This is a genomic window from Agrobacterium sp. 22-221-1 (genome assembly GCF_053522445.1).
This window is the reverse complement of the sequence record NZ_JBNWCL010000032.1, coordinates 1-20,080: the sequence shown is the minus strand read 5'-3', so window position 1 is coordinate 20,080 and position 20,080 is coordinate 1. Positions and strand designations below refer to the sequence as shown.

Genomic DNA, 20,080 nt, shown 5'->3' with positions numbered 1-20,080 from the left:
AAACGAGGAACTTGACCACGACCGCAGACCCGAAACATACCTAACAGGCGGGTCAATTCTCGGTGGAAACGCCGGGTCAGTTCTCAGTGGCAATCAACACCGAGACGACAGTTCGAATTCTTCGCGTACTCCATGGCGCGCAGAAATGGCCAGAATACTGCCGCAAAACTGATCGACCACAGTCGAGCCTGACCGACGGTTCACATCCCTTCGAGGCGCCGGATTGACGAGTTTAGCCATCGCGGGTATTCGATCGGGCACAAAGTAATGAGGATCGGCCTATTATCGGCTCAATCCAAGCCCGCGAGACCGTTTGAGTTGCTGTTTCAGCGTATGGTCATGGCTGAGTTCTGCATGGCGTGCACGATGCACCAGGCGGGCGATTGTCCTGATCTGCTCGGCCTGCTTTGCGAGCTCCGGGCGTGCAGCGATCTCCTCAGCAATCCTGCGAGAATCCGAACTACCAAACCGCCGCGTGATTGCTTCGGCTATCAGCCTGGCCTCATCGAGCGCGGCTCGGCCCTCAGGTAACGATCGCAGCTCTTTGATGAACTTGCTTCGCCTCTCGACCGGCATCTTCTCTACCTTGGCAATGATCTCGGCGCTGCGCGGCGTGAGGCCTGGCACTTCGATCACGTCACGCTGTTCGCGTTGCCATTGTTCGCTCTCGCGCTCTTCGCCCAGACGGCGCCCCCACGCCTCGGAGACATAGCCGATATGGGCAGAGAGAGACCTTGCATAGTGCAGCGCATCTTTCCGCTCCCTGTTGTTTCCGAACAGACCCGACTTGCCACGTAGCTCCCCGAACCGCTCTGGCTGCTCTGCCATGGCTTTCGCCATGATCTTGCCATTGCCTTCTTTCTCGGTCATCGCGGTGCGCAGTCTTGCAGAGACTTCCACCGGATCACGGAACACGTGCAGCGCTACAGATTCCACCGTATCGAATCTCTGATCAATGACGGACATCGCCCTTTGCTGCGCCACCTCTTCGATGCTGTGGTCGTGACGGGTGATTGCTGGCACCAGCGGACCGGGCTTACCGGGTTCCAGCGGCAATCGTTGGCCGACAGTTTCTGTGGGGGCAGGGACGGCGCCGTCTTTCAACATCAGGTCGGACCACCGGATGCGGCGATATCCTTTATTGTCCTCTGTCCGGTCGTCCCTCCGACTGCCATCGATTGTTCGGGCGAACTCATTGCGACGATCTTCGCGGCGAACAGGGCCGGCCAGATCGCCGGCACGTTCCTCGTAAACCTGCTGACGCTCCGATGGCCGGTCCTGTTGCTCCCGCACCGGATGGGCCGCACGGGCCAAAACCTCTTGACGCTCTTTTTGGGCGGTAGCAAGTTCGATCTCGCTCCTGACCCCGAGCTGCTCCGCTATCCATGGGTCGCTGGCGATCCCGCGCCGCTCGGCAAAGTCCCTGATGTAGTCCAGCGTTGTCTCCTTCGCGCCGGAACGCGACAGGCGGCTTGTCAGTTGCTGGTAGGCCAGTTCGTCCCCCTTGACGACACGCCACGCATTGCGCTCGGCCTGCGTGCCATCCGGAAGCGTGACAGGCGTGGCGCCTTCATGCTGGAGGGAAATCCTGTCTCCGATCTCTGGCGATGCATCTCGCATGGCCCGCTTGAGATCGACGCCCCACACCGTGCGCTGTTCGCCCGTGTCATTTTCCAGCGTCACAAAATAGTTTTCTCGCGATTGCGGATTGTGTTCATAGGGCGCAACGCCGTGGTTAACCAGCCGGCCGGCCTTGGCGAACTCCTGGCTGTCGGCATAGAGCTGTACGCTGTCGCGATGCCTGGTCATGGCAACATAGGCCAGATGCCGATCCATGGTGCCGGACGCCAGCACAAAGGCGCGATCGACCGTCGCACCCTGATTTTTATGGATCGTCGTCGCGTAGCCGTGGTCGATCGCCTGGTAGCTGTCCGTGGGAATGCTGACACTGTCGTCGCCTCGGCCATCAAGCCGGGCGATGATCTTATCCGGCTCGACATGCTCGACGGTGCCAAGCATGCCGTTTTTTACGCGGAGGTCGCGGTTGTTTTCGAGGAAGATGATCCGGTCACCGGCGGCGAAGGCGCGTTTGCCGTTATTGGTCTGGAAGGTTAGTTCACGACCGTCCTCGCCATTCCCACGGTCCGCACCGGCGCTCGGCCCGTGGCTGCGCTCCAGCCTTTGTCTGTTCTGAAGTTCGGAGCGGATGGCGGCATTGAGGGCGCGCACATCCACACGGCGATGCGCCATGGCAACCCGGGTGCCATCGGCACGCTTCTCACTATCGGCAACATAATCACGCACGATCTCTGCCATCGCCGCGTCGCGGCTTTCCGCAAAGTGAATGTCACCGTGATCCCGATAGGCGGCGAGGCCCTCGGCCGTCTTGTGGGTCGCAAAGGCAACCGATGCCTGTCTCTGCCAATCATGGCGCTGGCGGCGAATGTCGGAAAGTTCGACATGGCCAATCTGCTCGGCAATCGCCCTGAAGGGTGCACCGGCCCCGATTGCCTGCAGCTGCTCATGGTCGCCGACAAGAACGATCTTTGCGCCGCGCGCTTCAGCCTCGCCGATGAACCGGGCAAGCTGCCGGCTCCCGACCATGCCGGCCTCGTCGATGACGAACACGTCACTGCTGTCGATCATGCCCCGGCCATGGCCCCAACTGTAAGACCATGACGCCAGGGTGCGGCTTTGAATACCGGAACTTTCCTCAAGACCCTCGGCAGCCTTTCCGGCCAGCGCCGCACCATGGACCTGATAGCCTTGAGCCTCCCAGGCCTCACGAGCGGCGGCCAGCATGGTGGACTTTCCCGCACCAGCGAACCCGACCACAGCCGCGATGCTTTCGGGGCCCGCAACATGTTTGATCGCATGACGCTGTTCGTCCGACAATCCTGATGAAGGATCGCTCGCAGCCACCATTCCGCCAGAGCTTTTCCGGATTGAGCGATCCTGCCTTTCCATTGCACGCTCGACATGGCGGGGATCGACCCGATGGCAATGCGCCTGATGCAACCGCTTGGCCGACCGCGCCATTGCGAGTTCCAGATCGATCATCTCCCGCGTCGAATAGCGCGCATTGGAGACGTTGCCTGTCTCAGGATCGATGCGCTCAGCCTGGAGTTCCACAAGCGCTGGTGATGTCATGACAGCCGCAAAAGCGTTTCGGAATGTCTGTGCGTCATCGTTGATATAGCGATGCAGGGTCTTGGCAATGTCGTGTCGATCGAACACGCTCTTTTCATTGCTGATCAGCAACAAAACCTGTTCCGGTTTTTGGCGGATCAGCTCGGCATTTCGCCGTGCTGCCTTGTCATCCAGCCGGCCGCGCTCGACTGCCATTCCTTGCTGCTGCATTTGCGACGCATGCACGCCCATATGCCCGGTCGGCGACAACTCGAGGCCGCGCTGCGCAAGTGAGCGATGATCGATGCGGATATCCAGGCCTTCGTGTTGAAGCTGACGGATGGCGATGCCTTCCCATGACTGCCTGATATCTTGAAGCTGCATGTCGGTTGTCGCCATACCGTTTGCCAACAGCCTTGCGTTCTTGTGCTCAAGACGGGTCTTCTCGCCAAGGCCGACCCGGCGAACCTCTCGCGTGGTCATCAGCACATGCGCATGGTAGTTTCGGATGTCACCATGCTCACCTGGCGAATGGATTGCAAAATCCACTGCCGCGCCATAGCGGTTTGCCAGATCCCGGGCAAAGGCGCGTGCAGCCTTCAACCGCCCTTCTGGCGACAGCTCATGCGGAAGCGCGATTTCGAATTCACGGGCAACGCGGGCATCCTTACGCTTTTCTGCAAACTCGGCGGCGTTCCACAAAGCCGAACGATCCAAAGCCCAGTCGGCAGATATACCTTCCGGCAGTACGATCTCACTATGGTCGACACCCTCCTTCGGGGTGAAATCATGCACAAGACCATCGCGTTGATTGGTGAGGAGAACCGCGCAACGGTAGGCGGCAGATGCCACAGCGCTGCGGCCGGATGACCGCGAGACCGGTTTGGTGCTGAGATGATAAATCGCCAAACGAAATCTCCGATCCGCAACGGGGAAATTCAGCGCTCCACTGCGCGGCAAGTCGTAAGTGCGCCCTTGTCTGTTTACCGGTGGCAACGCTAGCAACATTGAATGGGCATTTCGACTACTAAAAGTAGTAGTCGCCAACCGGTCATTGCTCGTGTTTGAATAGGAGAAACAAACGCATCAATCCGCGGAGGGCGATATACGCAGGCTGATCGCACGACTGATCAAGGACAAGGGAGCTGGACGAGCGGAAGAAACCATTGCATGCGCGACTCGACAAACAGGAGCGGGCGCAGACAACGCGCAGTGGATAGTCCGGCAAGACAGGCAATCGATTGGTGGCTGCCAAAAATCGGAGTTTCAAAGAAGTTTACAATGGCCCATACAGGATACCGTCCAGAAACGGAGCAGACATGAAGACCAGCCTTGAACATTTGCCGGAACGAAAGCAACGCGAGCTCGCACGCGTCGTCGGAATTATCCAGGAAGAGTTTGCTGATCTGGTCGAGCGCTCCAAGTCTGACGCCAAGAAGGACGGGCGGATTTTCAAAATCATTCTGTTCGGTTCTTACGCGCGTGGCACCTGGGTGGATGAACCGCATACGTCGAAAGGCTATCGCTCGGATTTCGACATTCTCGTCATCGTCAGCAACAAGGAACTGGCCGATCCGAAATACTGGGACAAGGCAACCGATCGGCTGATGTGGGACAAGGAAATCGAAACACCCGTGGGGCTCATTGTCCACGGCGCTCGCGAGATCAGCAATTTTCTAAATGACGGCCAACCATTCTTTGTTGATCTCGCCCGTGAAGGCATCGTGCTTTACGAATTCGACGATAGGCCTCTGGCTGAACCGAAACCGCTCAGACCGGCAGATGCGCTTAGAGTAGCCGAAGAGCATTTTTACGAAGAAATGGCTGCCGCTCGCTCGTTTCTCGATACGTCGCTGTATCTGAAAGACAAGCGCATAAAGCATGCTGTTTTCGAACTCCATCAGGCAGTGGAGAGCGCCTATAACTGCTACCTCCTGACTCTGACAAACTATTCGCCTGCTTCGCACAACCTCAAATTCCTGCGTGGACTTTCCGAAGGTCGTGATCACCGTTTGATCGACATCTGGCCGCGCGACCGTCAGCGATTTACCACATGGTACAACATCCTGAACGAGGCTTACGTGAAGGCACGCTATTCGAAGCGTTTCGAGGTTTCCGAAGAGGCGCTCACCTGGCTTCAGGAGCGCACGGCGGAACTTCACAAGCTGGTCGAGACGCTTTGCCGCGAGCACATCGAAAAGCTCGAACAGGCCGCGAACGCCAGCGACTGAGATTCACGGGTGGCTCAACAACCTTGAGCTCAGGCAGCAGCCACCGCAGCGTCATGAACCATAGGGTCCGACCTCCTCTTACAATCGCTATGTCGATCTCCTCATAGAAACTGGTCTGTCTTCCAGGAGCAAAGCCGTGGTTAACAGCGGCAGTTCCGGTGTGACCGCAATCGAAAGGAATAATCGTGGCAAGGAAAACCATCGAACAGCGCCTGGCCGAACTGGAGGCGCAACGTTCCGCACTCAAGGCCCGGCTCTCGAAAACCGAGCGCAACAATGATACGCGCCGCAAGGTCCTGATCGGATCGCTCGTTCTGCATCACCTGGAGACCTCGACTGATCAGGATTTTAAGAAGCAACTCGGTGAATGGCTGCGTCGCGAACTACCGGACTTTCTGACACGTGACAATGACAAGGCGCTGTTTGCCGATCTCTTCGGACCAGAACAGTCGGGCGCAGCACAGAATGGTGACGGCGCGCAGGGCGCTCCATGAACCGATTGCGACTTGCCCGGGGCGCATTCAAGAACATGATGCGAGCCGCCGTCCGTGATCCGATTTGGGTATTTCTGGCTTTGATTGCCATGCCCTTCCGGATCTGGAAACGGCTCCTCGGATTTATGTTCATCCTTATCATCGTCACGTTTGTGATCGGCATGGGTGGCCGTTATTTCCTCGAGCAAACGGGTTTCGGGCGCGGGTCGGTTGTCTACATCATCCCCGATCTCGTCACCCTGCTGGCGCTCGCCGCTATCACCTTCCGCTTTGTCACTAGCGCGCTGATTTTGCATTTCGGGGATAGCGACATTGAGACCCATGGCTCCGCCCGCTTCGCGACAGACAAGGAGACAGCCGCTCTCACCTCATCCGGCTCCGGCCTCTTGATTGGTCGTGATGTGAAATCAGGCAAGCCTCTACGCTACGATGGCCCGGCCCATCTTCTCACAATGGCACCGACGCGTACCGGCAAGGGTGTGGGCACGATCATCCCAAACCTGCTGACTTCAGACCGTTCCGTGATCTGCGTCGATCCAAAAGGCGAGAATGCAAGGATCACCGGCCGTGCGCGCCAGAAGTTCGGTCCGGTTCATGTGCTCGATCCTTTCGGGATCACCGGCAGACCCTCGGCAGCCTTCAACCCCCTAGCCATGCTTGATCCCCAAAACCTCGATGTCGCGGAAGATGCTAGTGCCCTTGCCGACGCTCTCGTGTTCGACGAACCGGGAATGGCGGGAGAGGCGCATTGGAACGAGGAGGCAAAAGCGCTGATTGCCGGATTGCTGCTCGAGATCGTTGCGGCGGAGCCTTTGCGACGCAGGCACCTTGCAACACTTCGCGACTATCTCACCCTTGCTCCGGAACAGTTTGCAGCACTACTGAAACGTATGCAGGACAGCGACGCGGCAAGAGGTCTTGTCGCGCGCGCCGCAAACCGACACCTCGGTAAATCCGATCGCGAAGCCGCGGGCGTTCTCTCCGCAGCCCAACGCCATACGCATTTTCTTGATTCACCGCGCATGACGGACGTCCTCAGTCGCTCGGATTTCCGGTTTGCCGATCTCAAGCGCAGCAACATGACGGTGTTCCTCGTCCTTCCGCCTGATCGCCTCTCGACCTATTCGCGCTGGCTGCGACTGCTTGTCTCGCAAAGCCTGCTCGAAATGGCCCGCGATCCGACAAAGCCGACTATGCCGGTTCTCTATCTGCTCGATGAGTTCGCATCCCTCGGGCATTTGGCACCGGTCGAGCGCGCGATGGGTCTGATGGCGGGCTATGGTGTCCAGCTTTGGCCCATCCTCCAGGACATCCATCAGCTGCGTGCCACATACGGCCACCGCGCCGGAACCTTCCTGTCAAATGCCGGCGTGCTGCAGGTCTTCGGCGTCAACGATCATGACAGCGCCCGCCTCATCTCTGATTTGCTCGGACAGGAAACGGTCGTGTTCCAGACGATGGCCAGAGCGCTCGATTCCGATAAGACGGGGATTTCCTACAGCCAACAGCATACCGGCCGGCCGCTACTCACTCCTGATGAGGTGCGCAACCTGCCCGCAAAAGGACAACTGCTGTTCCTGGCCGGGCAACGACCAATTTTTGCTGAAAAGCTTGCCTATTTTGCTGATCCGGAGTTCAGGGAGATGTTCGATCCAGTCTGACGGGAATGATGACAAAAAGGCAGTCTGGCTTTGGCATCGTAGCCTTGCATCGGAGGCCCTTGGATCTCTTTGGCGTGGACTTCCAATTATCATGAGTGATAATTCCAATCGCCAGGGAATTGGAAAAGGGTCGGTATCAACTTCTGCAGCAATCGAGGCGGTGATCGAGCCTGTCCTGACGGGAACGCGCTCCCCCATAGCGCCGAAGTGAGCGGCAGGACGGGCGTGCGTCTTGCTGTGAAGGTGCAACGAGGAAGCGATCTGAATGCGATTGAAGGCGCGTTACACCTGCGAACGCTTGCGCGCCCGTGTGTCCGGTAACAATTTCACGAGATGTCTCCCGAAAGATGATTGGCTTACGGTTCTCATCCTGCGTCGGAGGCAGAATCTCGTCCAGAGATTTAGCAATGTTTAAGCGGTTATTTTGTCCTGTTTGCTGCCAAAATTTGCGCGCGGCAAAGTGCCCTTTACAATCTTTAAGCAAGTGAAAATGCTCGATACTCCGGCCGCTGCCATGAAGGCTGTCCCAAAGACGTAGGACAATAGCCTTTGATCCGTCTGGATGGATGTTTGATGCACCTTTACGAGAATAAAGAGCGTTATGATGCCCAGCGTCGCAACTGCGAGGGCGAGCGGCATAGAGATTTTGGGTCCCGGAAGTTCTTTTCGGACGGGCTCCCCAGCTCCGATCAGCGTGCCTGAAAACGCGAAATCTGAATCTGACCCTGTGTGAAGTATTTCACACACGAACCCTTGACGGGGTTCGATGTATTCGAAGGTGATATTGTCGGACGCCTCATCACCATCACAGAAGCTTACATCCATAGCCTGGTGAGCCAACTGCGAAACCTGTGACTGCAACAAAAACTCACCGCCGGGTACAGATATGCCTAAAGGGTGTTTGCGAGTGATATCTGATCGACGGATTGTCTGGTTTCCATCATTCCAAATATACAGGCGCGTCAGAGTCGCACGAGTAATTGGAGCGCCCTTGTACGTCACCTCGAGGGCGCCGGAAAAAGTGGTCTGGCTTCGTCCTATGATCGTTGAATGTTGGATATTGTAAGCTAGGCGCGCCCGAGGGAGCGAAACATACGTCCATAGAGCAAGCCCTGCAGTCACGAAAAATCCTAGTAGCGTTGCGTAGTTGAAGCCCCAGCTTAATGTAATCGTCTGCCAGTCCAAAGCGCACCTCGCCAAACTATGTCACTATATTTAGCACGCTCCATCCAACAAAATCGATGGCATGTTGCACAACCGCACACAATCCACAGCCTGTTGTGGCGAAGGGCTGAATAAAGCGCTAAGTAGAAACCGATTCGTGTGTTGAGGGTTTTATGGCTGGTAAACCGAAAAAGAAAACATGCTTTGTGGTCGGTCCCATCGGGGATGACGAAAGCGAAGATCGTATCCATGCGGATTGGCTTCTTGAAGATATTATAGAGCCAGTCTTCGACCAGCATTTTCCCGAATTTCTTGTAACTAGAGCTGATAAGATTTCTAATCCCGGTCAGATAACGTCACAAGTTATTACGGCTTTGCTCGAGTCTGATCTTGTAATTGCTGACCTGACCACACTGAATCCAAATGCCTTTTACGAGATAGGTATTCGGCACACGGTGCAAAAGCCTATTATCCACATGCACCTAGAAGGGCAAAGGATTCCTTTCGATATAGCGCCGTTTCGATCAGTCAAATTCTCACGACAACGACCGAAGGACATAAAAGCTGCGCGAGCGGTACTGGAAGAGTTTATTCGAGAGGCGACATCTACAGAACACCAAGTCGATAACCCAGTGACCTTCTCGCGGGGGAAAATTGAGTTCGAGAAAAGCGCAACTCCGGCTGAAAAGGTTGTTCAGGACCAGATGACCGCCATTCTAGACCGAATGAGATTCTTAGAGGATGCGGTGCAGCGTGACACGATTTTCGGCCTAGAAAGAATGTCAGGACATGGGGTCTCAAGGACTAAACAGCGGTTTCCGGTTAAAGCCGACGTGGTGCAAATCAAAGCGATGGGGATAACATCGACGCGTCAGATCGGTAAAATGATCATAGATGTCGTTCCGAAATATTTCCCCGCGATACATATCCTTTCCGAAGGCGAAGATGGCGTTGCATTCTCGATTACTAAAAATGAAAAAAACAGAATGTTAGTAGATGAGTTGGGTAAGGATTTGCGTGATAAGTATCGGGACGTGAAAGTAACTTTCACGACTGATGCTTAATTTTATTGAGCGTGGCGTTTTAACGTGAGTTTATATTATCGATATGCGGATCCACGCCCGCATCCCGGCAGTTCTATGATCTCAAGACTTGGGTGCCAAAACAAATGAAAGTCTTGGGATGTGGAACGTCCTAATATTCTTAAAGCCCACGAGGTTCGTGGCACGTTAGACGGCAGACAGACGCAGCTTCGCCGTATCGTCAAACCGCAGCCAAGCGAGTTTGAGGGTGGCATTCTCTCCCAAAACGCTGGGCGCGAGAAAAACTTTGATTAAGCATTGAAGTATGCCCCGTTTCGGCGCGGAAGACTGACCCCGGTTGGGACAGGTTAACACGCGGATCAATGTGCCGTTTCGTCGATATGGCGGGGGTCAGCCTTCCGCGCCGATGGTGGGGTCAAATGCCAGGCCGAAACACAGAAGATGGGCGAAACAGGCCGGGGCTACTGCTCTATTCACGGTTCTCTCGTTAGCATATGATTGATCAGGACCTGATGTCTTAGGCTGACATTATGATTTCCCGCCGCATGGCTCGGTGAATAGTTTGCGCGGTCTTTTCGGCTACACCGGCCAATTCCGCGAAGGCTGGCCAGTTTTCGACATGTGCATGTATTTCGCGGATAATTTCTTCAGCCTTTTTGGGCTTGAGGTCGCAGAAAAGGCCGAACCGGATAACCTTGCTATTTTCAGCTGGATATCCTCGGACAATCCCACCCGGAGGTAACGCACATGAAGGGTGGGATGCAATCCCTGGCGCGAGATGATGTACACCGCAATCTTGCGCGTTCCGTGATCATTTTGCCGAATTGAAGGAACTGGGCGTAAGCTTTATCCGGCCTCTCGACCCAGACCATGGAGTATCAACGCGAGGCTGCGGAACGGCTTCACCTTCCGTTCCCAATTCTTTCCGATCATTCGCTCCTTCTGTAAGCGACAAGCTGAGGCCGTTCCGGCCCGGATAACAACATCAATCACCGAATTTGAGCCGCCAGAACCGGCTTGCGTGCAAACAGCGGCTCCGGACGACGCTGATCTCTGTCGCTCCCCGAGCATCGCGACGCCAGCCTTCCAAGCGCTCGGGGACATCCGCCCACTCGAGGTGCGTGACTTCGAGATCCTGTTTGCCGTCGACGCCGTTCGCAGAGACGTGAGCCTGTCCCAGACACAGACGTTCGTGAACTGCGCGACACGGAATCAGGACATCACCATTGGATATCGAGCAGTTCTAGAACGGCGACGAGCTGGCCCTGCACCCGGCCGGCGGTGGTGGCACAGCGTTCAGCGATACGTTCGAGAAGATTGAGGAGCAGTTTCCGGATGCACAGGCAACAATCTATCTGACGGACATGTATGTCAGCGACTTCGGCGAGCAGCCACCAATGTCAGTGCTGTGGGGCGTCTACTGCCGGGACAGCAAGGATTTCGGCGCGCTCTCCCCGCCTTTCGGCGAGTGCATGAATATTTCTATCTGAAGCTACTTGTTCTTGCTCGGGTGAGCCTTCGGCCTTTTTTTCTCTGCCGCCGGGTTGCGTGGTTCGAGGTTGGTCCAGGCAAAGCCAATTTTGGGCTCATGCTCAAATCGGTAAACAGCTTGGGGCAACACTTCCAATTTAACTGCATGCCTCAAGCTTATACCAGTCTTCAAATTCGAGCCGCTTACATGATCCAAGCCTTTGTAAAACGCCCAAGCTTGGTTCAGGTCTGCCTTAATTCTTGGAAGGTGAGAGATGATGGGATCACTGATCGCCTCAACGACATGACCACCCCGATCGATACGCTCCCCAGTTGTGCGACCTTCAGGTGAAATAATCGCCATGTGCGAGCGGTAGAAGGAGCGGGTGCGTTCATGCGCCCGATCCAACTCCTTAAGTACGACTTCGAGATAGTCCGGGACGGTCTCCAAAAGGACTTCAAGCGAAGCACTGTTATCATAGCTAACATACTCCGCGATCATCTTTGGCGAGATCCGTTCCCAAACGTTTACAGACGCAAGCGATTCTCCAACCATGTACACGAGATCGGAGTCAGCTCCTCCGTCCATCGGGTGTGCTTTGAGAAAACGGTTCACCGCTTTCAAAAACTGCAGACGGACTGCGCCTCTTTTCAGGTCGTCTTTAAGGCGTGAGAACTCACTAGAGCTCATTGCGCTTAAGGATATCATTTACTTGCCCTAGGTTTACTGAAAACCGGTTTGAGAACTATGCCGCAAAGAGCGTTAAATTTCTTTGCGGCCTCTACCAAGTGAGATGGGTTCGCCTGACGACGAATTCCATATCTTCCAGAGCGATTGTTGATCTCCCATACCTTTGCGACCCGATCGTAAAGAATTTCTCCGCCGATCCTCGCGTTTTTGCTCGGGTGGGAAATCAACGCTGGATGCCCGAGTTTTATGGTCCCCTCAATTGGCCCTAAATCTGCTCTCGGCTTAACGGCAACAGAGACACCAGTGTTTTCGTCAACTAACTCCTCGAGCGCAAAATGAATATCCCCATGCTCGTCCACCACCCATAACATAGCACAATGACAGCCTACAACTTGAGTGGCGAGCAAACCAGCCGCAGAGTCGATGTAAGACTTGAGATGAGGAGCGGTCAAGCTGTCAAGTTTTTGAAGGCTTGCTGGCTTAAACGATCGTTCTGCGTCGCTTATCGGCCGCGCAGCTGGGGAGCAAGCTCCGAATTGAACAGTAAGACTCATCGAAAATCCAGGAATGTTGCAAAGCTTCATTTGCACAACTTTGAAGTCTTAGCAACCGCACGTGGTAATTGAGCCCAACGCGGATCGCCAGTGTTGATTTGCGCTGAGAGCTGACCCAGGATTGGAGTGAACCCCTTGGGCTGGACCACGGGACCCAGAAAAACTGATACACTCTGCGGGCCTCAATCGGAGAAGGCTCATGAAGTCCCGAGGTCCATATCGCCGGCATTCGACGCCGTTCAAGTTGCAGCTTTGCCAGAATATCCGAAACGGCGTCATCGGACGGCGCGACGCACAGCGGATATACGGCGTTTCGGTAAACCTCATACAGCTATGGCTGACGCAGTTCGATCGCGGCGATCTGAACGATGAGGAGGCTGAGGCCAGCGTCATTGCCGAGTACGACGCCCACATTGCGGCGCTTGAACGCAAGGTCGGCCAGCTCACCATGGAGCTGGACCTGGTTAAAAAAACACCGCGCCAGTTGATCGCCGGCGACAGCGGGAGCTCCTCCATCATCACCGGTCCCCGGCCTGCTCTGTCAGACGGGGGTGCAAAATGATCGATCTCCCGAGGAGCACTTACTATTACCGATCAACGGCAAAAGCTTTAAATCTCGGCGACAGTGAGCTCATTGCAATCATTGAGGACATCCAGGACGAGCTGCCTTGCTATGGATACCGACGCGTAACACACGAGCTTCAGCGAAGAGGCCACCTCGTCAATCACAAGCGTGTCGCCCGCGTCATGCGGGCCAATGGCCTCGGGATCAAGCCTCGCAAGCGGTATGTTCGCACGACGGATAGCAACCACGATTCGCCGATCTACCCGAACCTTTATCGCAATGTGATCCCGGCGCGGCCCGATATGGTCTGGGTGGCCGACTTCACGTACAGTGCGCCTCGCCCCAATCGGGGAGGCATATGACTAGAATGCAAAGAGAAGGGAGGATGTGAAGACTTGCCTGCTCCCTGCTGCGAGGGGGCATGAGCCCAAGCGGCGGTGACCTGCCGTCAACTGGCAGGGTACGAGTTCCACACAACTCACTCTAGCAATAAGCCCGCTATGACGGTATTGATGCGCTAGGGGGATAAAATTGCCGACAGCTAACACCATTTCAATTGCGGAGACGCTGGACCTACTCGACGGACCGCAGGAGAATTTCTCTGCGGGCTTCCGCGCTGGGCAGTATGCTCTCTGGTTAGGATCTGGCATTTCTCGGGACCGCGTGGTCGGACTGGACGGTGTGCTATCTAAGCTGCTCGAGAACCTGCGTCAGCGCATCACGGGTGCTGACTGCGAGCACCATCGCGCGCTCGACAGTATCCTCGGTCTGGCCGACCTGTCTGTCGACGAGAGATCACAGGTCGACCTCGCGCAGCCGGTTGCGTCGTGGACTATCCACGACGCACTCATCGACCGGCTCTGGAACAAGTACTCCAAGGTGCTAGGCACCGAGGTTCAGGGCCGGCCCTTCGACTACCTGCTGTGGGACATCCTCGACTTCGCCAGCACATTTGCGGCGCAGAAGGCGGACGCCGAGCATCTGGCGATCGGCATGCTGGTTCTCGAAGGCGTGGTGTCGGATCTTGCAACGGCCAACTGGGATGGTCTACTGGAAGCGGCAATGGTTGAACTCGGTCGGCCGAATGAGACGTTTCTCGTCGCTGTTACCGGGGGCGACTTGCACGGACCTCCGGGGATCGGGAGATTGTACAAGTTCCACGGCTGCGCGAACCGGGCAATAGCGAACGAGGCCGAGTATCGGCCACTGCTCGTTGCGAGGGAAGCGGCCATTACGCATTGGGCTCTGAACCCGCGGTTCACCCAGATGCGGGAACAGCTCCGGGCACTGATTGCACGTTCAAGAACGCTGATGATCGGGCTTTCTGGGCAGGACACCAACATCCAGCAGCTGTTTAGCGCGAATGATTGTGCCTGGAACTCCGTCCCGACGCCAATCGTGTTTGCTGCACAGCAGCTATCTGACGGCCAGAAATCTATCCTCGAGGGCGCGTACCGGGACGACTATGAGGTCAACCGCGACCAGATTCGGACGGATGCCGCCTTGCCTGCCTTCGGAAAACCACTACTGCTGGCGCTGCTGCTTAGAACAATCTTCGGAAAGCTTGCCGCGCTCGCAGATCTGCTGACGTCACCTGCCGTTGGCGCTGCGGGCAAGCAGAGCCTCGTCGATGGCCTCAAAGCGCTCGAAAGTGCCGCGGCGCAGGCCGGGGACGCCAACCGTTACGAGTGCGCCCGGACCATTGCCGCGCTAATGGGGCGGGTCTCCGAACAATTTCTCGGGGGGCCGGGCAGCCCGGGCCGCCGCCCCTACATGCCGCTGAGTACGCAGCCGGCACATGTGATGCAGCAGGACCCGGCGGCAGTGTTCTCTGCCAAGCCGGAGGCCGCTGCAGCACTGGGGCTGATCGGCCAGGGGCTCGTCGCCAACCAGTGGTCGGTCGCCGTCGACGATCCGGAGCAACCTACGAGTGGGGCGCTGCGACTTATCGCCTCGGGGGCAGCGGCCCGTGTATTTCTTGCCGCCAATGACGACAACATCAACCAGCTTGTCGCGTCCGGGGCATTCGACGAGACAGACGACGACGTTGTCGTCATTTGCTCGCGCAAGGTCACGCCCCGGCAACAGCGAAGCCCATCTAAGTCTTGGAGGACAGGCAAGGCGCTGCCGCGCTATGTTAGCGTCAGCAACCTACTCGAGGGCTCGGCATCCTTTGACGAGGTCCAGAGCAGGTTCAACTCTGAGGTCGGACTATGACGACAGCGGAAACGGTCTTTGAGATTCTGACCAAGGAGGGCGGCTACCGGCCGCTTGATAAACCGATCAGGATCGGTTCGCAGGCTTTCGATTTCACTCACGTGCTGGTGGCCGGCGAAAAGGCCAACGACCTTGTCGTTGTGATCCAACTCACCGGCCCTTCCGAAGACGCACAAGTCACCCGGTCCATCCTCGCCTTTACCCGTGCGCTAGATGTGCTGGGATCGAAGCGATCGGTAACCGCCGTTCTGACCTCGGGTCAGGCAAACAACGACCTCGTGAACTCGATCAGTCGCGTCTGCCGCGTGCTGCCAGTCGGGGCACCGATCGGGCCGATGGCGGAGGAAATGGTGCGGGACTGGTTGGCGGTGCTATTGCCGCTGAAGAGTCCCCCGCCGGTCGAGCATCTGGTTGACTGGAAGGCCAACCTGGAGAAGCGTCTGGAAGATACCGCTGACGAACAGACCGTTGGCAGGTTCGTGCAGCTGGCCGAAGGAGGCAAGGAGGCCGTAGAGGCAGCGCTTGCCCTTGAAATCTCGACGCTTGCCGACAAGGTGCTCGAGGACGGAGCAGCGCAATCATGAACCCGCGTTTGAAGTCGCTCTCGATCCAGAATTTCCGATCCATGCGCGGATCGGTGGTCATTCCGCTCGATGCGCAGGTGGTATTGGTTCACGGCACCAACGGCATGGGTAAGACCAGCGTGCTGTCGGCCATCGAACTTGGACTTACCGGCTCGATCGCCCATCTCGAAGACCAGCCGATGTACCACGACTTCCTCACCCATATTGACACCGCGGGTGGTTCTATCCAGCTTGCCGTCGAAGGGCTGAATGGTCGTTCTTTACGGCATGGCCAAGTCACGTTCGCCCCGAACGCGTTCGACGCGACGCCAGCTCTCAATGCGGCTGATGCCGGTTTCTTCGCTGAACGGTGCTACCTGCCGCAGGCAGTGCTGGGTCGCTTGCTGGACATCTACGACCAAAAGAAGACCACGAACTCGCGGCTTACGGAGTTCGTCAAAGAGTTGCTCCGCCTGGATGCGCTCGACGCCTTGGTGGAAGGCCTCGACTATGCATTCAATGTCAAGCGGATACGCAAGCTTGCCCCAGTCTACAAGCAGCTCGAAGAGGCCCATGATCTGCTCGACAAGCAACTCGAGCGTGAACGTTCGAGCGTCGAGAGCGCCAGGCAGGCGACAACCCAGCGCATCTCCCGTCTCAACGAGCTGTTGGCCGTACTGGACCCCACCGCAGTGCCGATCGGTATCGGTTTCGATGTCGCCGCACTGCGAGCCCGGATTGGAGACCGGGATAGGGACCAGGCCGAACTCGCCAGCGTCACCCAGCAGGGCACAGAGGTAAGCTCGTTATTGAGCCGTCTTGAGCAGACCGCGGCAAGAAGTCCTGACGCTGAACTCGCGGCGCTGGAGCGGGACGCTGCCACCATCGTGTCCGCGTACGAGACATGGCTAAACGGCCCTGGAGCGCAGATCACCCAGGCTCTGGACGTCCTCAGGGAGTTTCATTCCGAGCTTTCGCCACTCGATGGCGCCAGCGTAGGGGATCAGGTCACGGACGCGCTCAGATGGTGCTTCGTCGAGGCTGATCGCTGCCAGCGGCTGCTGGATCAGCACGGCGCGGCGAGCCAGCAGCTGGCGACGGCGCGAACTATGATCGAGAGGGCGGCGACGCGCATTGGTGAAATCAACCAGGCACTCGAAGCGGGCGCCAAGGACGCCCGGACGCTCGCCGCTGCCCTTGCGGGAATCGCACCGCATGTCGAAGGGGACATGTGCCCGGTCTGCAACCGCGACTACGGGGAACTAGATAGTGGCTCCCTGACCGCACACATTGCGGCCACGATAGCGAACCTCACGTCGGAAGCGGGGCGCTTGCAGGCGCTCTCGACAGAGCGTGCGTCTGAGAGCGAGCGGTTGACGACGGCGCGGCGGGACGAGGCTAGTGCCGAGCGGCTGGTGCTGCAGCCCGAGGTGCTCGTCGATCTGCGCCGGCGGCGGTCCGCGATCGCGTCGATCAAATCGAGGCTTGAGCCGCTGCAGGGGGATGCCGCTGATGGACAGAGCCAGTTCGTGCGCCTGGATGGTGCTCGGCGCAGGCTCGCCGCCACGAGACGGGCATGGCTGCAGTCGGCGTCCCTGCTTCCCGAGATCAATGATGTGGTGCAACGGGCAACCGGCCAACCGACGACGAACTTTTCGGGCCTGCGAGAGGCCCTCGACGCGGCGACCGAAGCGCTTTCGGGCCGTCTCAGGGCCGTCCAGACGACACTTTCGTTGCGCGTCTCGGTCGAGACCGAACTTGACCAGTACGCTCGCGAGGACCAGGTACTATCGGACCGCGTGGCGCGCGCCACCGAGCTTGAAGGGCGGGTTGCGACGATGAAGGGAGCCTTTTCGTCGATTGGCGACGTCCGGGAGCGGGCGAAGACCATCGCGACCGCGGCAACCCATGTCCGTTCGGGGATCGTACGCGACGTTTTCAGCGGCTCGCTCAACAAGGTCTGGCGCGACCTGTTCGTCCGGCTTGCTCCAAATGAGCAGTTCGTTCCGCAATTCCGGCTTCCCGATCAGGACAACGGAAAGGTTGAGGCTGTGCTAGAGACTTTTCATCGGTCGGGGCAGGCCTCCGGTCCTCCGGGCGCCATGCTCAGCCAAGGCAATTTGAACACTTCGGCTCTGACCCTGTTCCTTGCGCTTAACCTGTCGGTACCGTCCCAGCTGCCATGGTTGGTGCTCGACGACCCGGTGCAATCGATGGATGACGTTCACATCGCCCAGTTTGCCGCTCTGTTGCGATCATTCTCGAAGGGTCTCGGCAAGCAAGTGGTGATCGCGGTGCACGAGCGTGCGCTGTTTGAATATCTAACGCTTGAGCTCAGCCCAGCATTTGCTGGCGACAGCCTAATTACTGTGGAGATCAGTCGCAATTTCGCCGGCGACGTAGTTGCGGATCCTCACTTTTATTCGTTTGAAGACGACAACGCTGTCGCTGCCTGAGATAACTCGCCTATCTTAGCAGGTCTACGGGGCAGCTCGCTAACTGGTCTGGCCGATGCCAAAAGTTGGCACCCTGATAATTGGGCGAGATTTGTTGAGTATTTCGGAGAGCAAAGCCGCGAGGGCCAGACGGCAAAGGAAGCCGTGAGCCACATACGGCCATAGGTGCCGCCCGACTTCGCCGGTCAGGTCGACGATTATGCCGTTGGTACCGGGGAGTACGACATCAGCGAATTCAACATCGACTGGTGGCGCTAACTTCTGCTTTGAGGCGCTCGCCAGAGCTCCGTGAATGACCGATAGGAAGGCGGGAAAGCTGTCCTTCGGTGTTCGGTCACCAATGTCCGCTTCGGGGCCGAATGCAGTCGTGGCGTGGAAGCGCTAATCGCGGACACAGCGGCAGACTTCGATCATTGTCGCATTTCGACCGCATCTTTCGCTACCAGTGGTGCTCTACGCGAGTGATGGCTTCAAACGCTTCGAGGCTCCAAGGAGAACCCTCGCGCCTGGTCCTGCTGCTCGATGCGGAAGGATCAGGCGAGTGGATGCTTTGTTAGTGGCTTGTTTCTGCCGCACATATGCGGACCACCGTATTATTGCGCGGCATGGGCCTTGGCGGTCACGTCAACACCGAGTGCTCTCATAACGGCCAACGTCGTTTTGAGCGTTGGGTTACCGCGCTCGCTGAACGATCGATAAAGCTGTTCGCGAGACAGGCCTGTTTTGCGCGAGATTTCGGTCATGCCTTTAGCGCGCGCGACGACGCCGAGCGCCTTTGCAACATAGGCAGCATCGCCGGTTTCGAAGGCGTCGGCCATGAACGCGGCGATTTCTTCATCGTCGACCAAAGCGGCAGCAGGATCATAGGTGGTCAGTTTTTCAGTCATCTTTTTCGCTCCATTCCCTGGCGAGTTTATGCGCGGCGGCAATATCACGGGCTTGCGATCCTTTGTCGCCACCGCATAAAAGCACGATGAGGACATTGCCCCGTCTCTGAAAGTAGACGCGATAGCCGGGGCCATAGTGTATTCGCAATTCACTGACGCCTTCCCCAACCGGCTCGACGTCCCCCGGCAAGCCTTCAGCCAGCCGCATCAATCGCGCCGCAATGACAGTCCTCGCTCGTTTGTCCCTTAGACGGGTTTCCCATTTGGCGAAAACCGCCGTCTGCTTTAACTCGATCATGAGATGCACCGTAGTCTATAAACTACACTATTGCAAGGTTGTAGGAGAATTGGTGGCCTTAAAAAAGCGTAGCTGGCCACGCTTGTCCGCCTCGAACGCAGCAGGCAGCACAGGCTCTACTTCCCGTGGGGAATGGAGCGGACAATGGTTTGCGCTGTGCTGGACGAATCTGGGACAGCAGTCGACGCTTATGCGGAAACTGAAGAGATGTTTGATGAGCGGTAGGGTTGGATTGGCGGTCGCTGCAGGGTATTTATATCTGGAATATTTTGCCAGTATTTGTTTTATGAATACATATATTTTTATTTTTATACTTTATGTTTGAAATAAATTACCACTTACGGCTGGAGTGAATGATTGATCGCCGCGCGCCATTGATTTGAGGCAGGGGATAGCTGCCGCCAAACATATAATTTATGCCGAAATGGCACTAAAACATATAAATATTGTAAGTAAACCATTGCTGCAGGAGGCAGGGAGTTTAATTGGCGGATTCTGCTTGTTTTACGGACAGGGAACTTGAGCCACTTGTAACCGCATGATTTTATATGGGTTTTGCATGAAGGAGGGATTATTCATTGGTGGAGCCGAGAGGGAATCTGATTGTGAAGTGGGATGAAAAGGTGATGAAAATTGATGGTGATCGATCATAATAAC

General features: G+C 56.9%; 16 protein-coding genes and 1 pseudogene. 11 read left to right on the top strand and 6 right to left on the bottom strand.

The genetic code is table 11. The features are described from left to right. Positions 1-282: 282 nt before the first annotated feature. A complete protein-coding gene (gene traA / locus ACQZ5N_RS25905; protein ID WP_448734523.1) occupies positions 283-4,038 on the bottom strand; it encodes a Ti-type conjugative transfer relaxase TraA in 3,756 nt (1,251 codons plus the stop codon). Positions 4,039-4,448: 410 nt separating this feature from the next. Between traA and ACQZ5N_RS25900 the strand changes: the two genes are divergently transcribed. From ACQZ5N_RS25900 to ACQZ5N_RS25890, 3 genes are all read left to right on the top strand, one after another. Next, positions 4,449-5,360 (top strand): nucleotidyltransferase and HEPN domain-containing protein, encoded by a 912-nt coding sequence (locus tag ACQZ5N_RS25900; protein WP_448734522.1) that lies wholly within the window; start codon positions 4,449-4,451, stop codon positions 5,358-5,360. 185 nt (positions 5,361-5,545) lie between these two features. Next, positions 5,546-5,854, top strand: a complete 309-nt coding sequence (locus ACQZ5N_RS25895; RefSeq protein WP_448734521.1) for a mobilization protein — start codon at positions 5,546-5,548, stop codon at positions 5,852-5,854. Next, the gene (locus ACQZ5N_RS25890; protein ID WP_448734520.1) at positions 5,851-7,515 is read left to right on the top strand and encodes a type IV secretory system conjugative DNA transfer family protein; all 1,665 of its coding nucleotides are present in this window, start codon (positions 5,851-5,853) and stop codon (positions 7,513-7,515) included. The genes ACQZ5N_RS25895 and ACQZ5N_RS25890 overlap by 4 nt, the downstream gene beginning before the upstream one ends. A gap of 411 nt (positions 7,516-7,926) precedes the next feature. Here ACQZ5N_RS25890 and ACQZ5N_RS25885 read toward each other — a convergent pair whose 3' ends face one another. Further along, a complete protein-coding gene (locus ACQZ5N_RS25885) occupies positions 7,927-8,700 on the bottom strand; it encodes a hypothetical protein (protein ID WP_448734519.1) in 774 nt (257 codons plus the stop codon). 152 nt (positions 8,701-8,852) lie between these two features. Here ACQZ5N_RS25885 and ACQZ5N_RS25880 point away from each other — a divergent pair, with 152 nt between their 5' ends. The 3 genes and pseudogenes from ACQZ5N_RS25880 to ACQZ5N_RS25870 all read left to right on the top strand — a co-directional run bounded on the left by ACQZ5N_RS25880 (position 8,853) and on the right by ACQZ5N_RS25870 (position 11,212). Continuing rightward, complete coding sequence (locus ACQZ5N_RS25880; RefSeq protein ID WP_448734518.1) at positions 8,853-9,743, top strand: hypothetical protein; 891 nt, start codon at positions 8,853-8,855, stop codon at positions 9,741-9,743. Between the two features lie 692 nt (positions 9,744-10,435). Continuing rightward, positions 10,436-10,667 (top strand): annotated as a pseudogene (locus ACQZ5N_RS25875) (redoxin domain-containing protein); the annotation flags it as partial. Positions 10,668-10,981: 314 nt separating this feature from the next. Continuing rightward, positions 10,982-11,212, top strand: coding sequence for a VWA-like domain-containing protein (locus ACQZ5N_RS25870; protein WP_448734524.1), 231 nt, complete (start codon positions 10,982-10,984; stop codon positions 11,210-11,212). Between the two features lie 2 nt (positions 11,213-11,214). On the opposite strand, the gene ACQZ5N_RS25865 is transcribed toward ACQZ5N_RS25870, so the two are convergent. Both ACQZ5N_RS25865 and ACQZ5N_RS25860 read right to left on the bottom strand, forming a co-directional pair. Further along, the gene (locus tag ACQZ5N_RS25865; protein ID WP_448734517.1) at positions 11,215-11,901 is read right to left on the bottom strand and encodes a hypothetical protein; all 687 of its coding nucleotides are present in this window, start codon (positions 11,899-11,901) and stop codon (positions 11,215-11,217) included. Next, the gene (locus ACQZ5N_RS25860; RefSeq protein ID WP_448734516.1) at positions 11,898-12,437 is read right to left on the bottom strand and encodes a hypothetical protein; all 540 of its coding nucleotides are present in this window, start codon (positions 12,435-12,437) and stop codon (positions 11,898-11,900) included. The genes ACQZ5N_RS25865 and ACQZ5N_RS25860 overlap by 4 nt, the downstream gene beginning before the upstream one ends. Positions 12,438-12,636: 199 nt before the next feature. Between ACQZ5N_RS25860 and ACQZ5N_RS25855 the strand changes: the two genes are divergently transcribed. The 5 genes from ACQZ5N_RS25855 (at position 12,637) to ACQZ5N_RS25835 (ending at position 18,238) form a co-directional block, all read left to right on the top strand. After that, entirely contained in the window at positions 12,637-12,999 is a 363-nt protein-coding gene (locus ACQZ5N_RS25855) for a transposase (RefSeq protein ID WP_448734515.1), read from the top strand. Next, positions 12,996-13,364: an IS3 family transposase gene (locus tag ACQZ5N_RS25850; RefSeq protein WP_448734514.1), complete on the top strand. Its 369-nt coding sequence runs from the start codon at positions 12,996-12,998 to the stop codon at positions 13,362-13,364. Before ACQZ5N_RS25855 ends, ACQZ5N_RS25850 begins: the two co-directional genes overlap by 4 nt. A 169-nt stretch (positions 13,365-13,533) precedes the next feature. Next, on the top strand, positions 13,534-15,219 hold the full coding sequence (locus ACQZ5N_RS25845) for an SIR2 family protein (RefSeq protein WP_448734513.1): 1,686 nt from the start codon (positions 13,534-13,536) through the stop codon (positions 15,217-15,219). Continuing rightward, positions 15,216-15,803 (top strand): hypothetical protein, encoded by a 588-nt coding sequence (locus ACQZ5N_RS25840; protein ID WP_448734512.1) that lies wholly within the window; start codon positions 15,216-15,218, stop codon positions 15,801-15,803. Before ACQZ5N_RS25845 ends, ACQZ5N_RS25840 begins: the two co-directional genes overlap by 4 nt. Further along, positions 15,800-18,238: an AAA family ATPase gene (locus ACQZ5N_RS25835; protein ID WP_448734511.1), complete on the top strand. Its 2,439-nt coding sequence runs from the start codon at positions 15,800-15,802 to the stop codon at positions 18,236-18,238. The genes ACQZ5N_RS25840 and ACQZ5N_RS25835 overlap by 4 nt, the downstream gene beginning before the upstream one ends. A 593-nt stretch (positions 18,239-18,831) precedes the next feature. Here ACQZ5N_RS25835 and ACQZ5N_RS25830 read toward each other — a convergent pair. Continuing rightward, positions 18,832-19,125: an addiction module antidote protein gene (locus ACQZ5N_RS25830; RefSeq protein WP_045025177.1), complete on the bottom strand. Its 294-nt coding sequence runs from the start codon at positions 19,123-19,125 to the stop codon at positions 18,832-18,834. Then, a complete protein-coding gene (locus ACQZ5N_RS25825) occupies positions 19,118-19,423 on the bottom strand; it encodes a type II toxin-antitoxin system RelE/ParE family toxin (protein WP_269347887.1) in 306 nt (101 codons plus the stop codon). The genes ACQZ5N_RS25830 and ACQZ5N_RS25825 overlap by 8 nt, the downstream gene beginning before the upstream one ends. Between the last annotated feature and the right edge of the window lie 657 nt (positions 19,424-20,080).

Bases quoted from the DNA above. Each gene is read 5' to 3' on its own strand.
- ACQZ5N_RS25900 (WP_448734522.1), top strand. From the start codon at position 4,449: ATGAAGACCAGCCTTGAACATTTGCCGGAACGAAAGCAACGCGAGCTC.
- ACQZ5N_RS25890 (WP_448734520.1), top strand. From the start codon at position 5,851: ATGAACCGATTGCGACTTGCCCGGGGCGCATTCAAGAACATGATGCGA.
- ACQZ5N_RS25880 (WP_448734518.1), top strand. From the start codon at position 8,853: ATGGCTGGTAAACCGAAAAAGAAAACATGCTTTGTGGTCGGTCCCATC.
- ACQZ5N_RS25865 (WP_448734517.1), bottom strand. From the start codon at position 11,901: ATGATATCCTTAAGCGCAATGAGCTCTAGTGAGTTCTCACGCCTTAAA.
- ACQZ5N_RS25860 (WP_448734516.1), bottom strand. From the start codon at position 12,437: ATGAGTCTTACTGTTCAATTCGGAGCTTGCTCCCCAGCTGCGCGGCCG.
- ACQZ5N_RS25855 (WP_448734515.1), top strand. From the start codon at position 12,637: ATGAAGTCCCGAGGTCCATATCGCCGGCATTCGACGCCGTTCAAGTTG.
- ACQZ5N_RS25850 (WP_448734514.1), top strand. From the start codon at position 12,996: ATGATCGATCTCCCGAGGAGCACTTACTATTACCGATCAACGGCAAAA.
- ACQZ5N_RS25840 (WP_448734512.1), top strand. From the start codon at position 15,216: ATGACGACAGCGGAAACGGTCTTTGAGATTCTGACCAAGGAGGGCGGC.
- ACQZ5N_RS25835 (WP_448734511.1), top strand. From the start codon at position 15,800: ATGAACCCGCGTTTGAAGTCGCTCTCGATCCAGAATTTCCGATCCATG.
- ACQZ5N_RS25830 (WP_045025177.1), bottom strand. From the start codon at position 19,125: ATGACTGAAAAACTGACCACCTATGATCCTGCTGCCGCTTTGGTCGAC.
- ACQZ5N_RS25825 (WP_269347887.1), bottom strand. From the start codon at position 19,423: ATGATCGAGTTAAAGCAGACGGCGGTTTTCGCCAAATGGGAAACCCGT.